Below are 14,534 nucleotides of genomic sequence, written 5' to 3' on the forward strand. Positions count from 1 at the left end.
CCCCAGGGGAGTGGTTTCAATCACTCCAGAAATCCTTTCGGCACAGCCCGCGGGCGGCACAGTAGTCGCACACCGCTCCCTCGCCGAGCGCGGGCAGCGGGGCACCTTCCGCGATGCGGGCGAAGTCGTGCAACAGGCCCTCGACCAGCTGGTCGCGCAGCGCCACCACGTCTTCCTGCTCGAAGCTGCGGGTCTCGCCCCGCTCGCCGACATTCACGTAGAGGGCGCGCAGCGTGTCGTCGCCCAGCAGAGCGGCATAAAAGGCAAGCTGCGTGTCTTCGGTGCCGGCAGCGATGCGGCGCCGGGTCGCGGACTCGCCCTCGGTCTTGTAATCGATCACCATCACCGTGGGCGGCTCGCCGGGTGCCTGGCCGCGCACCGCGTCCACCCGGTCCAGGGTGCCGATCAATTCGAGGGGCCCGAGCGGCTGTACGCATCGCCGCTCCGCCTCGCGGAACCGCGCGCCGCCGGCCTCGTGCCCCGCCAGCCAGCGCAGGTAGCCTTCGCGCAGGGCCGGCCAGCCAGCCGCGAACGGCAGGAACTCGCCCGCCGACAGCCGCTGGGCCCGGGTCGTGGCCTCGGCCGCGGCATCCAGCAACTGGCGGCGCGTGGCGGTGTCCTCCACCGGGGCATCGCGCAGGCCTTCGTGGAAGCGCTGCAGGACGGCATGCAGCCAGTTGCCGAAGTCGCGCTTGTCCACCTCCGCGCCCAGTTCGTCCGATTCCTGCAGGCCCAGCAGCCGCAGGGCAAAGAAACGGTAAGGACAGTGCCGCAGGTCCGAATAGGCCGACGAAGACACCCGCGCCAGGGGCAGCGCGTCGCCGCGCGGCAGGGGCCGGGGCACCGGCGATGGCGCTACGGTACGCAGTTCGCGCGGATCGATTCCCGCGCGGCGGCCCCCTTCGGCCTGCAGGGCCAGCACCAGCGGACTGGCCAGCAGCGGCTCGCCCCCCTCGTCGCCGATGCGCCACAGCACGTCCACGTGGCCGACCGACAGCGCGTGCGCCCAGGCAGCGCGCTGCGCGGCCTCCAGGTCCTTGCGCATGGGCAGTCCCAAAATCTCGCGCTGCTCCCGCGTCCAGGCACCAGGAGGCTCCGGCGCGGCCTGCAGGCGCTTCTCGTCGCATCCGGCAGCGACCAGTGCCGCGAACGGCCGCGCCAGCATCTGCGGCAGGGGCACCACGACAGCATCCGGGGTTCCATCGCCGCCGAATTCGGGGCGGAAGCGCCCCGCCTCCAGCACCTCGTCCGCCCAATGCACGAACTCGGCCAGTGCCATTGGCCGGCCGGAGACATCCAGCCCGCGCCACTCGCCTTCCTGGGCCAGGTCGAGCCGCAATTCCGCCAGCACGCGCAGTCCTGCCGCATCCTCCTGCAGCCGCTCCCGCTGGCCCGTGGCCTGCAGCAGCGCCCGCAGCGCCGCGAGCCAGCCCGGCAGGTCGCGCGGTGCCTGCATCGCAGCGCGCCACGCCTCCGTGCGCCGCACCAGCGTGCGCCAGCCCTCCAAGGCGCAGGGGCCCGGAACGTCCAGGCCTTCCGCACCGGTCGTGTCCTGCGCCGGCCCCGCAGCCAGCCCGGCGCTGCGAACGGCCGCCGGCCAGTCGCCCATGCCCGTGCGCCGCAGCCAGCGCTCGGCCTGCCGCAGCGCCTCGGCATCGGCGGCGGGCACGTGCTTGAGCCAGTCGAGCACCGCATCGCCGGAGGCATGCGCCATGCAGGCGCGCAGGGCCGCCATCACCTGCGCCCCCGCCCGGGTGGTGGACAGCGTCCAGCCGTTCTCGTCGTGCACGCCCACGCCCCGCCCTGCCAGCAGCGCGCTGATGCGCCGCGTCAGCGCCCGGTCGATGGCCGCCAGGGCCACCGGCGTGCGGCCTTCGGCCACGTGCCGCAGCACGCACGCGGCCGCCCTCTGGGCCTCGTCTTCCGCATCTGCAGCGGCATGCAGCGCCACGTCGCCAGCGGCAAACGCCGCACGGGGCCCATCCGGGCCGCCTGCTCCGGGGGCGGGACACAGCGGCAGCACGCAGGCACGGTCGGCTCCCCAGAGGGCGCACAGCGCATGTGCCAGCGGATCGGGCTGGAATCCATCCAGCACCACCAGCACCGGGGCCGAGGCGCGCACGCGAGGCTCGAACAGCACGTCGGTGGCGTGGCGCGTGGCCAGGGCCCATTCCAGCGCGATGCGGGCGACCGCCGATTCGTAGCGCAGTGCCGCGCCCTCGGCCGCGGGGGGCAGCAGCGGCCGCACCCTGCCGGCCCAGGCCTCGCGGTCCGCGGGAGGCACCGCCGCGACCGCCGGCGCCAGCTGGCAGGCGGCATCGAGCAGCGGCCCCGCCAGCACGTCGCGCTGCCCGCCCAGTCCCGCGCGGTCCAGCAGGGAACGGGCGGTGAGCGTGTCCCGCGCCGTGTCGCGCGCCAGGTCGTCGCCCTCGGGCACGAAAGGCGCCAGGCGCGCGGCCCAGTTGCGGGTGGTCTCAAAGCGCGGTGCGAAGCCGTCCGGAAAGGCCTTCGCCCAGCGGCGCTGGGCCTCCCCCATGAGCTGGGCATAGGGCACGAGCACCACCGCCGCGCCCGCGGGCTGCCCGGTGCCGCGCATGAAGCGCTCCAGGCGGCCGAGCAACACCTTCCACGCATCGTCCCGCGATTCGGTTTTCGCTATGACTGTCATAGCGCCTGAGTCGCTATCCACCACATCGAGCAGGGAATGTCTTTCTGTCACAATCCCAGGACTGTATCCGCACCTTTCCCCACAATCCATTTCTTCGCCTCCACAAGGAACGCGCCATGGCCAGCGAACTGATCAAACACATCTCCGACGCCAGCTTCGAAGCCGACGTGCTGCAACCCGGCACCACGGTACTGGTGGACTACTGGGCCGAATGGTGCGGCCCGTGCAAGATGATCGCCCCCATCCTCGACGAGGTCGCGGACTCCTACCAGGGCAAGCTCACCGTCGCCAAGATGAACGTGGACGAGAACCGCGAAGTGCCCGCCAAGTTCGGCATCCGCGGCATCCCCACGCTCATGCTGTTCAAGGACGGCCAGCTCGCCGCCACGAAGGTCGGCGCGATGAGCAAGGCGCAACTCACGTCCTTCATCGACCAGCAGCTCGCCTGAGCCGCTTTCAGCTCCCGGTGCGCCAGGCCTGCATGCCGCTTGCGCACCGGCCCGCCCCCTTCCGGCAGACACTTGCTGTCGGCACCCGCGCAGAGACCCTGATGAGCGGTCGTCTTTTCCTGTCATAATCCGCATCGATCACCGGGCCAGCCCAGCAACGGCCCCCGTCGCAGATCCCCCAGACCCGCCTGGACGCCATGAGCAGTCCCCACGGCATGCGGTCTCCTCCTGAATTCCTATTTACTCCGTTCCGGAGTCACCCCCATGCATCTAAACGAACTCAAGGCACTGCACGTGTCCGAAGTGCTGAAGCAGGCCGAAGAGCTGGAGATCGAGAACACCGGGCGCATGCGCAAGCAGGAGCTGATGTTCGCGATCATCAAGAAGCGCGCAAAGGCGGGCGAGCAGGTCTTCGCCGACGGCGTGCTGGAAATCCTGCCCGACGGCTTCGGCTTCCTGCGCAGCCCGGACACGAGCTACACCGCGAGCACGGACGACATCTACATCTCCCCCAGCCAGGTGCGCCGCTTCAACCTGCACACGGGCGACATGATCGAGGGCGAGGTCCGCACGCCGAAGGACGGCGAGCGCTACTTCGCGCTGACCAAGCTCGACGCCGTGAACGGCGGCCCGCCGGAGCAGAACAAGCACAAGGTCATGTTCGAGAACCTGACCCCGCTGTTCCCCAAGGAGCAGATGAAGCTCGAGCGCGACATGAAGGGCGACGAGAACATCACGGGCCGGATCATCGACATCATCGCCCCCATCGGCCGCGGCCAGCGCGCGCTGATCGTCGCGCCGCCCAAGAGCGGCAAGACGATGATGATGCAGCACATCGCCCACGCCATCACGGCCAACAACCCCGACGTGCACCTGATGGTGCTGCTGGTGGACGAGCGCCCCGAAGAAGTGACCGAAATGCAGCGCACGGTCAAGGGCGAGATCATCGCCTCCACCTTCGACGAGCCCGCCGCCCGCCACGTGCACGTGGCCGAAATGGTGATCGAGCGCGCCAAGCGCCTCGTGGAGCTCAAGAAGGACGTGGTGATCCTGCTGGACTCCATCACCCGCCTGGCCCGCGCCTACAACAACGTCGTGCCCTCCTCCGGCAAGGTGCTGTCGGGCGGCGTGGACGCCGCTGCGCTGCAGCGCCCCAAGCGCTTCTTCGGCGCCGCGCGCAAGGTGGAAGAAGGCGGCTCGCTCACCATCATCGCCACGGCCCTGGTGGACACCGGCAGCCGCATGGACGAAGTGATCTTCGAAGAATTCAAGGGCACCGGCAACAGCGAAATCCACCTGAACCGCCGCCTCTACGAGAAGCGCGTGTTCCCGGCGATCGAGCTCAACAAGAGCGGCACGCGCCGCGAAGAGCTGCTGCTGCCCCCGGAAATCCTGCAGAAGACGCGGATCCTGCGCCAGTTCCTCTACAACATGGACGAGATCGAAAGCATGGAACTGATGATCAAGAACATGAAGGCCACCAAGACCAACGTCGATTTCTTCGACATGATGCGCCGCGGCGGCTGATCCGCGCTGCGCACTCCTGCGAAGGGCCCCGGGGCCCCGCCACGGCAACGCGGCGGGGCCCTTTCGTATTCCGGCATCCGGGCGTCAGGCGCCGCCGGCCACGGCGAAGCGCCGATCCAACGCGCTGTAGCCCAGGCCCACGCCCTTGCGCACGCGGATCTGCACGGGAATGCGGTCCTTCACGGCTTCCACATGGCTGATGATGCCGATGGTCTTGCCGCCGGACTGCAGGCTGTCCAGCGCATCGAGCGCGATCTCCAGCGTGTCCGGGTCGAGCGTGCCGAAACCTTCGTCGAGGAACAGCGAGTCGATGCGGGTCTTGTGGCTCACCAGGTCGGAGAGCGCCAGTGCCAGCGCCAGGCTGACGAGGAAGCTCTCGCCACCCGACAGCGTGCGCGTGTCGCGCGCCACGTCGGCCTGCCAGGTGTCGATCACCTCCATCTCGAGTTCGCCTCCGGCGCGGCGAGCGAGCTGGTAGCGGCCGTGCAGCCGCTGCAGCCGCAGATTGGCCAGGTGCACGAGGTGATCCAGCGTCAGCCCCTGGGCGAACTTGCGATATTTCGCTCCGTCGGCGGAGCCGATAAGGCCGTTCAGGTGCTGCCACGCGTCGGCATCGGCCTCGAGCGCCGCGATTTCCGTCAGCAACGCCTGCAAGCTCTCGCGCCGGCGCGCGTCTTCCCGCAGCCTGCCGGCGATCTCTCCCTGGCGCTGGGCGGCCTGCGTGCTCTGCGCCTCCAGATCGGCCAACTCTGCCTCCACCTCAGGCAACAGGCGGTCCGATAACGGTGCGGACAGCAGCGCGTCCAGACCTTTTGCGGCTTCGTGGTGCAGCGCCTGCGCAGTGGTGAGCGCCTGCCGGGCGCTTTCCACGCCATCCTGCAGGGCCTGGCGCTCTGCCGGATCCAGCCGCGCCGCCAGGAAGTCTTCGGCGTCCGTGAAGGGACTTTCTGCCAGCGCGGTGGTCCAGGCGGCAGCGCTGCGTGTCACCTCTTCGGCCGCCAGGACCTGTGCCTGCTGCTGTGCATCCCGCGTGCCGCCCAGGGTGGCCAGGGCAGCGGCATGGGTCTGCACGGCCTGTGCCGCTTGCTGCAGCAGATCCTCCAGTCGTTCGGGTGCCATCCCTTCGCCGTCCGGATGCCCGACGCCCTCCTTGCGCAAGGTGTTGCCTTCCGAGGCCACAAGCAGCGCATCCCGCCGCTGCGCCCACTGTTGCGCCACGGCGTCTGCATGCTCCGCCCTCTGCTGCTGCAGCGGCAGTTGCGCCAGCAGGCCCTGCCTGTGGGCGCAGTCGGCCTGCCATGCCTCCAGTTCGCGCGTCCGATCCTGCAGCCAGCGCCCCGGTTGTGCAGGCAGGTCGTACCCGTGGTCGGCGAGTTCCCGCGCCAGTTCGCCCTCAATGTTCTTCAAGTCTGCCGCCAACCGATCCAGCGCCTCTGCCAGCGACTGCAGTTGCTGCTTCTGGGCCTGGAGGTCCCGCTCGGCCAGCGCCCGTGCCTGCCGCGCCGCGCCGGCATCGCGCTCGGCCTGTTGCAGCGCGCGTTGCGCCGCTTCGCCGCGCTCGCGCGTCCGGGCCAATTCAGCGCCATGGGCCTGCACCTCGGCCGCGGTCCCGGCATGCCGGCGCTGCGCGTCTTCCAGCAACACGCTGTCGGTGCGATCGGCGGGCCATTCCAGGGCTGCGCACAGCGTCTGCCACCGGTCCTCCAGCTCTGCCACCGCGCGCTCGCCAGCCGCTGCGTCCTCCTGGGCGCGCGTCTGCTGCGCACGCAGCGCGGCCAGCGTGGCTTCGGACTGCCGCCGCTCGTCGGCGATGGCGTCCAGCGCGCGCCTTGCGCTCTCCAGCGCCGCTTCGGTGGCGGACACGTCCAGGGCTTCGTAGGCCGCCAGGGCCGGGTGTTCGGTGGCACCGCAGAGCGGGCAGGATTCGCCGGGGCGCAGTTGCTGCCGGTGGGATTCCAGCGACTGGATGCGCCGCTCCTGCGCAAGCAGGCGTTCCTGGTCGCGCACGCGCTGCTGGCCGTCGGCATGCCGCATGGCGAGCTGCTGCAGCGATGCTTCCAGCGCAACCACCCGCCCTTGCCGCTCCGACTGTTCCGCCGATCGCCGCGCCTGTTCCACCCGCTGTGCTGCGATGCGATCCCGGCATTCCCGCGCCTGCCCCCAGAGATGCCCCAGCCTGGCGAGCCGCAGTGGCTCTTCGCGCCAATAGGCCTCATCCCGGCCCGCCAGGCGCTCCACGTAGGCGCCGCGGGCTTGCTCTGCGCCCACTTGCGCATCGGCCTGCACGGCGTCGGCATGCCGCGCAGCCTCACCCGCGGCCTGCAGCAGCCGTTCCTGCCCGGCGCACCGGTCGGCCATCTCCTGCCGCTGTGCCTGCGTCCGCCCGATCTCTTCCTGTAGCCGGGCCCGGGCCTGGAAACGGCTTCGCCAGTCGCCCAGCCGCTCGGCGAGCGCCGTATGGCGCGGATCGTCGATGCCCCCGGCTTCCAGCGCCGCCAGGGCCTCGCGGCCCGCCTGCCACTCGCCGAGCCGCAGCACCGCGAGATGCCTGCTCACCGCGGCCGCACGGCCCAGCGCCAGGGCATGCGCCGTGGCGGCTTCGGCCAGCCGGTCGGTGCTTTCCCGCAGCCGCAGCGCACAGGTGGCCTCCGCCTGCTGCGCCGACTGCCACGCCGCGTGGACGGGTGACAGGCGCATGGCCGGCTCGGCGCGCCGCAGGCGCTGAACGTCGGCATCCCGCGCGGCCCAGGCACCTTCCGCGGCGATGGCGCCGGCCTGTGCGGCAGCACTGCGCTGCCGCGCCCGCTCCACCGCACCGAACCACTCGCGCTCCTTCTCGGCCTCGGCGCGCCGGGCACGCAGAGCGCCCAGTTGCGCCTCCAGGCCCGCCGCTTCCTGCTCCAGCGCGCCGCGGGCCGCCGCGTCCAGCAGCTCGACGCCTCCGGCCCGGGCGCGCGCCGTCTCCAGCGCGGCCCTCGCGTCGCGCGCGCGCTCGTGCACGCGCTGCGAGATACGTCCGTAGATGTCCGTGCCCGTCAGCTCTTCGAGCAGTTCCGCACGCTTGCCGGCCGGCGCCTCGAGGAAGGCCGCGAAGCCACCCTGGGCGAGCAGCATCGACTTGGTGAAGCGCCCGAAATCCAGCCCCGTCAGCGTTTCGACGTGCTTCAATTTTTCCTGCACCTTGCTCGTGACCGGGCGGGCCGTGCCATCAGCTGCAAGGATCTCCGCCAGTTCCACCTGCGCGGGCTGCAGCGCGCCGTCGGGCCGGTCCCGGGCACGCCGCTGGCTCCAGAAGGCCCGATAGCGCCCCCCGGGCACGGCGAACTCCACCTCGGCGAGGCATTCGGCGGTGTGCCGCGTCATCAGTTCGTTGCCCCCCTGCGAGACGCCGCCGATGCGCGGCGTCTGGTGGTAGAGCGCCAGGCAGATCGCGTCGAGCAGTGTGGTCTTGCCCGCGCCCGTGGGCCCGGTGATGGCAAACAGCCCGCCGTCCGAGAACGGCACCTGCGTGAAATCGATGCGCCACTCGCCCTTCAGCGAATTGAGGTTCTTCAATCGCAGCGACAGAATCCTCATGCCGCCCCCTCTTCCTGCAGATCGGACAGCACGCCCCGGTGCATGGCCGAGAGCCGCTCCCGCAGCGCCTCGTCCAGCGATTCCTCCTGCAGGCGGCGCTCGAACACGTCGCCGGGGGCCAGTTCGTCGAGCGTCTCGCGGGCGATGGGCACGAGGGCGGGAGCGGCGCCGCCGCGCGCGCGGCGCACCCGCAGCACCTCCACGGGCAGGCCGTCGGCCATCGCCGTGACGCGCGCCTGCAGGTCGGGCAGGTAGTCGTCGCCGGCCACCTCCACGTCGAGCCAGGCGGGCGTTTCCTGTGTGCCGGCCCGCGCCGCGGCGGTAAGCGCCGCTGGCAGGGTGGCAAGGCTGCCGCGCAGCGAAGCCATCGGCTGGAAGCACGGCACCGGCAGCGGCGCGACCGACTGCAGGCCCGCCAGGTCGAAATCCACCTGCAGCACCTCCTTGCGCTGCGCGGCCTCGTCGAAGCCCAGCGGTATCGGCGATCCACAGTAGCGGATGTGCTCGTTCCCGCCCACCTTCATCGGCTGGTGGATGTGCCCGAGGGCGATGTAGTCCGCCGCAGGAAATGCATCGGTCGGGAAGGCCTCCAGCGTGCCGACGTAGATGTCCCGGACGGCGTCGCCGCCCGTGGCGCCCACGGTGGCGAGGTGGCCGGTGGCCACGATCGGCAGTCCGCCCAGCGACGCGCTGCGTTCGCGTGCCATATCGAAGAGCGCAGCGTAGTGCGCGCGGATCGCCTGCTGCAGCGCCATCCGCTTGTCTGCGGCGCTCTCGCCGGGCAGGCTGAGCAGCAGCTCCCGCGGGCGCAGGTACGGCACCGCGCACAGAACCGCGCCCGGCCCGCCGCTGCGCCGATGCAGCACCAGCACCTGCTCCGCGGGCGTGGCGGCCGCGCAGGGCACCACGCGGGTGCCCAGTTCGGCCAGCAGCGCGCGGCTCTCGCCCAGCACCGCGGCAGAATCGTGATTGCCGCCCAGCACGACCAGTGCCGTCCCGGCCTCGCGCAGCGACAGCACGGCGTGGTGATAGAGCTCGCGCGCATGGCTGGGCGGTGCCGATGTGTCGAACACATCGCCGGCCAGCAGCACGGCATCCGCCTGGCAATCTGCCGCCTGCGCGGCCAGCCAGTCGATGAACGCACGGTGCTCGGCCTGGCGGCTCTTGCCCATGAAATGCTGGCCCAGGTGCCAGTCGGAAGTGTGCAGCAGACGCAAGATGGAAGGGTTCCCATGGAAGGCCCCGCACTCGGGGCTGGCGCTTCTTTGCGCGGGTATGCGATAATGGTAGGCTTTTTCGAAGCGGAAAGTGCGTCGCAATGGGTGCGGCGTGGCTACCGCAGCAGCCCCCTTGAAAGGACCATGCCATGAAAGAAGGCATTCACCCCAACTACCGCGAAGTGCTCTTCGTGGACCTGTCCAACGGCTTCAAGTTCGTCACCCGTTCCTGCGTGAACACGAAGGAAACCGGCAAGACCGACGACGGCCGCGAACTGCCGCTCTTCAAGCTGGATACCTCCAGCGAATCGCATCCTTTCTACACCGGCACGCAGAAGTCGGTGGACAACATGGGCGGCCGCGTCGAGCGCTTCCGCAACCGCTTCGGCAAGACGGCCGCCGCGAAGTAATCCAGCGGTCCACCGGACCCGGGGTGGCACGGATGGCCGCACGGCATTCCGCACCCGCATCCCGCCAAAGGCAGCCCGGCACGTCCGCGCTGCCTTTTTTGCTGCCCGGCCCGCCGGCTGGCTCCGCGCAGGTTTTTGCCTTTATTCTCGATCGATTTCTTCGGCACTGAACGCGTGAATCCTCCGACCCCTGCCATCGTGACCCAGGACGCCGTGCGGCCGCTGCCGCGCTGGGCGCTGTTGCTGCTGTGCCTGGCCTATGTCGTGCCCGGCTTCGTGGCCCGCTCGCCCTGGAAGAACGCGGACGTGACCGCGTTCGGCTACATGATGGAACTGGCGCGGGGGAACACGCCCTGGATGTCGCCGACCCTGGGCGGCATGGCGCCCGACACCGACGGGCTGCTGCCCTACTGGCTCGGCGCGCTGGCCGTGCGGGCCGCACCCGCCTGGCTGTCCGCGGACATGGCCGCCCGGCTGCCATTCGTCGCGCTGCTGGCGCTCACGCTCGCCGCCACCTGGTGGGGCATGTACCACCTCGCGCGCAGCCCTGGCGCGCAGCCGGTGGCCTTCGCCTTCGGCGGGGAGGCCTCCCCCTCCGATTACGCGCGGGCCATGGCCGACGGCGCGCTGCTCGCGCTGCTGGCCTGCCTGGGGCTCGCCCAGCTGTCCCACGAGGTCACCAGCTATCTCTCGCAACTGGCCTGCACGGCACTGCTGTTCTTTGCCGCAGCCAGCCTGCCGCGCCGCCCGTTCATCGCCCTGGCGGCCGCCAGCCTCGGCCTGCTCGGGCTGGCCCTGAGCGGCGCGCCGACCATGGCGGCCCTGCTCGGCGGCGGCGGTGCGCTGCTGGTGGCCTTGACCGCCCGCGATCCTGCCGAGCCGGATCCACGGGGCGCCGCACGGCCCGGATGGGTGTGGGGGCTGGCGCTGGCCGTGCCGGTGCTGCTGGTGGCGGCGCTGTCCACGGCACTGGACCTGTGGCGCTGGCGCGTCCTTCCGGCGAGCGAGGTCAAGGAATGGGGCAGCCTCGCACGCCTGCTGGTCTGGTTCGCGTGGCCCGCCTGGCCCCTGGCGCTGTGGACGGTCTGGCGCTGGCGCCGGCAGATTTTCAGCCGCACGCTCCACCGCCACCTGCTGCTGCCGCTGTGGTTCGTCGGCGTCACCGTCGCGGGCTGCCTGACGACGAGCCCTGCCGACCGGGCCCTGCTGCTCGGGCTGCCGGCCCTGGCCACGCTGGCCGCGTTCGCGCTGCCCACGCTGCGCCGCGCCATCGCTTCGCTGATCGACTGGTTCACCCTGCTGTTCTTCAGCGTGTCGGCCATCACCATCTGGGTGATCTGGGTGTCCGTGCAGACGGGCGTGCCCGCGAAGCCGGCAGCCAACGTCGCCAAGCTCGCGCCCGGCTATCCCACAGGGTTTTCCGCCGTGGCGTTCGGCGTGGCGCTGGCCGCCACCGCGGTGTGGTGCGCGCTGGCATGGTGGCGCGCCGCGCGCAACCGCACGGAAATCTGGAAGAGCCTGGTGCTGCCGGCCAGCGGTGCCACGCTCGCGTGGCTGCTGCTCAACACGCTCTTTCTTCCCATACTGGACTACGGCCGCAGCTACCGGCCGCAGGTGGAGAATCTTGCGCGCGTGCTCGGTCCCGAGCCGGGCTGCGTGCTCGTCTATGGCTTGAGCCGCGCCCAGATCGCCGGGCTGCAATACCACGGTGGCTGGAACCTCCAGCCCGTGGCGCTTCCCTCGGAAGTGCGGGAGAGCCGCTGCGAGTGGCTGGTGGCCGATGCCGGCGTGCAGGCCACGGTCCACGAACTGGCCCGCGGCCGCGGCTGGCACCGCACCGCGGTGCTGCCCCGCCCCACCGACAAGAACGACCAGCTCCTGGTGCTGCGCCGCCGGCCCTCCGTGGCCGGGCAGCCCTGATGCCGTCCGAGCGCGCCCAGGTCGCGCGCCACGCGGCCACCGTGCTGGCGGGGCAGCTCGCCGTGATGGCGTTCGGCGTGACCGACACCATCGTCGCCGGCCGCCATGCGCCCTCCTCCCTGGCCGCGCTGTCGATCGGCTCGGCCGTCTATGTGAGCGTCTATGTCGCCCTCATGGGCGTACTGCAGGCGCTGCTGCCCATCTGGGCGGAGCAGCGCGGCGCGGGCCACACCACCGAGATCGGCCGCACGGTGCGCCAGTCCCTGTACCTCTGCGCGCTGGCGAGCCTGCTGGGCATGGCTGTGCTGCTGTCGCCCGGCGCCATCCTGCGCTGGACGGAGGTTCCCGCCGGCCTGCGCGCGGAGGTGGGCCGCTACCTCACGGTGCTGGCCGCGGCCCTGCCGCCGGCCCTGGCCTTCCGGCTCTACACCACGCTCAACCAGGCCCTGGGGCGCCCGCAGCTGGTCACCTGGCTGCAACTGGGTTCGCTGGCAGTGAAGATCCCCCTGTCCATCGGCTTTACCTTCGGGTTCGCCGGGCTGCCCGCACAGGGCGCCGTCGGATGCGCCTGGGCCACGCTGGTCGTGAACTACCTGCTGCTGGGCATCGCGCTGTGGCTGGTCCGCTCGTCGGCGATGTATGCGCCGCTCGCGCTCTGGAAGCGCATGGAGCGCCCCGACCCGGCCCAGATCGGGCGCTTCGCGCGGCTGGGCGTTCCCGCCGGGCTGGCCGTGATGGTGGAGGTCACCTCCTTCACGCTGATGGCGCTGTTCATCGCCCGGCAGGGCACGGTCGCCGCCGCGGCGCACCAGATCGCCTCGAACCTCGCCGCCGTGCTCTACATGGTTCCGCTTTCGCTGGCCATAGCCACCAGCGCCCGGGTCAGCTACTGGCGCGGGCGCGCGGACGAGGCCATCGCCCGGAAGGTGGCGTGGATGGGGTTGCGCATGGCGGGCACCATCGCCCTCGTGCTGTCCGGCCTGGTCCTGCTGGCACGCCACGGCCTGGCGAGCCTCTACACCTCCTCGCCCGACGTGCTGGCCATGGCCGGCGGGCTGCTGGCCTGGGTGGCGGCCTACCATGTCGCCGATGCGCTGCAGACCTTCTGCGCGTTCGCCCTGCGCTGCTACCGGATCACCATCGCCCCTCTGGCTACCTATGGGGTGCTGCTCTGGGGCGCCGGACTGCCGGCAGGCTATGTGCTGGCCTACGTGGGCCTGGCCGGGCACCCGCCGCAACAGTCGCCCGCCGCTTTCTGGATCGGCGGGGCGCTGGCGCTGGGCATGACGGCCGCGGTGTTCATTGCGATGCTGGCGAGGGCATTGCGGAAGGCCCGCTCGCCGGGCCCGCACCCGGCTTCGGCAGGGCGAGGGCGGGCTTAGCCTGTGCACCACGCACTGCCGCGCTGCGCTGGATGCGGTGCGCCGGGAACGTGACGGAAAACACGGAGCCCTTGCCCACGGTGCTTTCGATGCCCAGCGACGCCGAATGGCGCTGCACCACATGCTTGACAATGGCCAGTCCGAGCCCGGTGCCGCCGGTGTCGCGCGAACGGCTGCGGTCCACGCGGTAGAAGCGTTCGGTCAGCCGCGGAATGTGCACGGCCTCGATGCCGGGGCCCGTGTCGCGCACGGAAAAGCGGCCGCTGCCGTCGGCCAGCGTCTCCCAGGCCACGGTGATGCGGCCGCCTGCGGGCGTATAGCGCACCGCGTTGCCGATCAGGTTGGCGAGCGCGCTCTGCAGTTCGGCCGCCACCCCGACCAGCTGGCCGGCGCCCTGCAATGCCTCGGCCGGAGGAAACTCCAGCACATGGCCCGCCGACTGGCTGCGGGTGAGCAGCGCGGACAGGCCTCGGGCCTCGTCCTCGCAGCGGCGCAGCAGCGCATCCACCGGCGTGCATTCGGTCAAGCCGGGCGGCGGGCTGCCCTCCAGGCGCGAAAGGGTCAGCAGGTCCTGCACCACGCTCTGCATCCGGCCGGCCTGTTGCGACATCATGTTCAGGTAGCGTGCGCGCTCTTCCGAGGACAGCGGCAACGTCTGCAGGGTTTCCACGAAGCCCATGAGGACGGTGAGCGGCGTGCGGATCTCGTGCGACACGTTGGCCACGAAATCGCGGCGCATGGCCTCGGCCTGCTCCAGCGCCGTCACGTCGCGCGACAGCAGCAGCTTGCGGCCGTCTCCGTAGGGGTGCAGGTGGACGGAAATGCGCACCGGCCGGGAAGCCGTGCTCTCGCGCCCCTGCAGCACCACGTCCCTGGAAAAATCCTGGGCGGCGTAGTAGGCGCTGAATTCGGGATCGCGCAGCAGGTTGCCGATCGACTGGCCCATGTCGCGCGCGGCATCCAGGCCGAACTGCGTGACCGCGATCTGGTTGCACCACTCGATGTGGCCCTCGGCATCGAGCAGCACCACGCCATTGGGCGTCGCCTGCAGTGCCGCGAGGATCTCCTGCAGGCGCGCATCGCTGGCGGCGATGTCGGCCTGGTTCTGGCGCAGCAGGCGGCGCGTCCTGTCGGCAGCCTCGCCCCACACGCCCCTGAGCGAGGGGCAGCTGGCGAGGTCGCCATCGCGCAGCCAGCGCAGCACGCGGGAGCCGCGCCACAGATCCCACAGGAACCAGAGCCAGACGCCCGCGAAAACCGTGGCCACCGCGCCATGGAAGCCGCCCCAGAGCCACCCGAGCAGGAGACCGGCGGCCTGGAAGGACAGGAAGAAAATGCAACGCCAAACCATGGAATCCGGGAGGGCCCCGCGGGGCCCCTCCCCG

Annotated in this window: 9 protein-coding genes; 5 read left to right on the top strand and 4 right to left on the bottom strand. The window is 71.0% G+C overall.

The features are described from left to right. Positions 1-16: 16 nt before the first annotated feature. Positions 17-2,668, bottom strand: coding sequence for a PD-(D/E)XK nuclease family protein (locus ACAV_RS12680; RefSeq protein ID WP_041828763.1), 2,652 nt, complete (start codon positions 2,666-2,668; stop codon positions 17-19). Between the two features lie 116 nt (positions 2,669-2,784). On the opposite strand from ACAV_RS12680, the gene trxA reads away from it, so the two are divergent. Both trxA and rho read left to right on the top strand, forming a co-directional pair. Next, positions 2,785-3,117 (top strand): thioredoxin TrxA, encoded by a 333-nt coding sequence (trxA, locus tag ACAV_RS12685; RefSeq protein ID WP_013594976.1) that lies wholly within the window; start codon positions 2,785-2,787, stop codon positions 3,115-3,117. 264 nt (positions 3,118-3,381) lie between these two features. Further along, the gene (gene rho, locus ACAV_RS12690; RefSeq protein ID WP_013594977.1) at positions 3,382-4,644 is read left to right on the top strand and encodes a transcription termination factor Rho; all 1,263 of its coding nucleotides are present in this window, start codon (positions 3,382-3,384) and stop codon (positions 4,642-4,644) included. A gap of 84 nt (positions 4,645-4,728) precedes the next feature. On the opposite strand, the gene ACAV_RS12695 is transcribed toward rho, so the two are convergent. Both ACAV_RS12695 and sbcD read right to left on the bottom strand, forming a co-directional pair. Then, positions 4,729-8,220: an AAA family ATPase gene (locus tag ACAV_RS12695; protein ID WP_013594978.1), complete on the bottom strand. Its 3,492-nt coding sequence runs from the start codon at positions 8,218-8,220 to the stop codon at positions 4,729-4,731. Beyond that, the gene (gene sbcD / locus ACAV_RS12700) at positions 8,217-9,437 is read right to left on the bottom strand and encodes an exonuclease subunit SbcD (protein WP_013594979.1); all 1,221 of its coding nucleotides are present in this window, start codon (positions 9,435-9,437) and stop codon (positions 8,217-8,219) included. The genes ACAV_RS12695 and sbcD overlap by 4 nt, the downstream gene beginning before the upstream one ends. A gap of 149 nt (positions 9,438-9,586) precedes the next feature. On the opposite strand from sbcD, the gene ACAV_RS12705 reads away from it, so the two are divergent. The 3 genes from ACAV_RS12705 (at position 9,587) to ACAV_RS12715 (ending at position 13,149) form a co-directional block, all read left to right on the top strand. Then, on the top strand, positions 9,587-9,847 hold the full coding sequence (locus tag ACAV_RS12705; protein ID WP_013594980.1) for a type B 50S ribosomal protein L31: 261 nt from the start codon (positions 9,587-9,589) through the stop codon (positions 9,845-9,847). 174 nt (positions 9,848-10,021) lie between these two features. Further along, positions 10,022-11,767: a hypothetical protein gene (locus ACAV_RS12710; protein WP_167539390.1), complete on the top strand. Its 1,746-nt coding sequence runs from the start codon at positions 10,022-10,024 to the stop codon at positions 11,765-11,767. Further along, positions 11,767-13,149 carry an MATE family efflux transporter gene (locus ACAV_RS12715; protein ID WP_013594982.1) on the top strand — a complete coding sequence of 461 codons (1,383 nt, stop codon included), beginning with the start codon at positions 11,767-11,769 and terminating at the stop codon, positions 13,147-13,149. Before ACAV_RS12710 ends, ACAV_RS12715 begins: the two co-directional genes overlap by 1 nt. Here ACAV_RS12715 and phoR read toward each other — a convergent pair. After that, positions 13,067-14,500 (bottom strand): phosphate regulon sensor histidine kinase PhoR, encoded by a 1,434-nt coding sequence (gene phoR, locus ACAV_RS12720; protein ID WP_013594983.1) that lies wholly within the window; start codon positions 14,498-14,500, stop codon positions 13,067-13,069. The genes ACAV_RS12715 and phoR overlap by 83 nt on opposite strands. Positions 14,501-14,534: the final 34 nt, after the last annotated feature.

This window comes from Paracidovorax avenae ATCC 19860 (assembly GCF_000176855.2).
GTDB classification, from domain to species: domain Bacteria; phylum Pseudomonadota; class Gammaproteobacteria; order Burkholderiales; family Burkholderiaceae_C; genus Paracidovorax; species Paracidovorax avenae.

What these genes read in the sequence shown, in the direction of transcription:
- ACAV_RS12680 (WP_041828763.1), bottom strand. Translation starts at nt 2,668, where the DNA reads ATGACAGTCATAGCGAAAACCGAATCGCGGGACGATGCGTGGAAGGTG.
- trxA (WP_013594976.1), top strand. Translation starts at nt 2,785, where the DNA reads ATGGCCAGCGAACTGATCAAACACATCTCCGACGCCAGCTTCGAAGCC.
- rho (WP_013594977.1), top strand. Translation starts at nt 3,382, where the DNA reads ATGCATCTAAACGAACTCAAGGCACTGCACGTGTCCGAAGTGCTGAAG.
- ACAV_RS12695 (WP_013594978.1), bottom strand. Translation starts at nt 8,220, where the DNA reads ATGAGGATTCTGTCGCTGCGATTGAAGAACCTCAATTCGCTGAAGGGC.
- ACAV_RS12705 (WP_013594980.1), top strand. Translation starts at nt 9,587, where the DNA reads ATGAAAGAAGGCATTCACCCCAACTACCGCGAAGTGCTCTTCGTGGAC.
- ACAV_RS12715 (WP_013594982.1), top strand. Translation starts at nt 11,767, where the DNA reads ATGCCGTCCGAGCGCGCCCAGGTCGCGCGCCACGCGGCCACCGTGCTG.
- phoR (WP_013594983.1), bottom strand. Translation starts at nt 14,500, where the DNA reads ATGGTTTGGCGTTGCATTTTCTTCCTGTCCTTCCAGGCCGCCGGTCTC.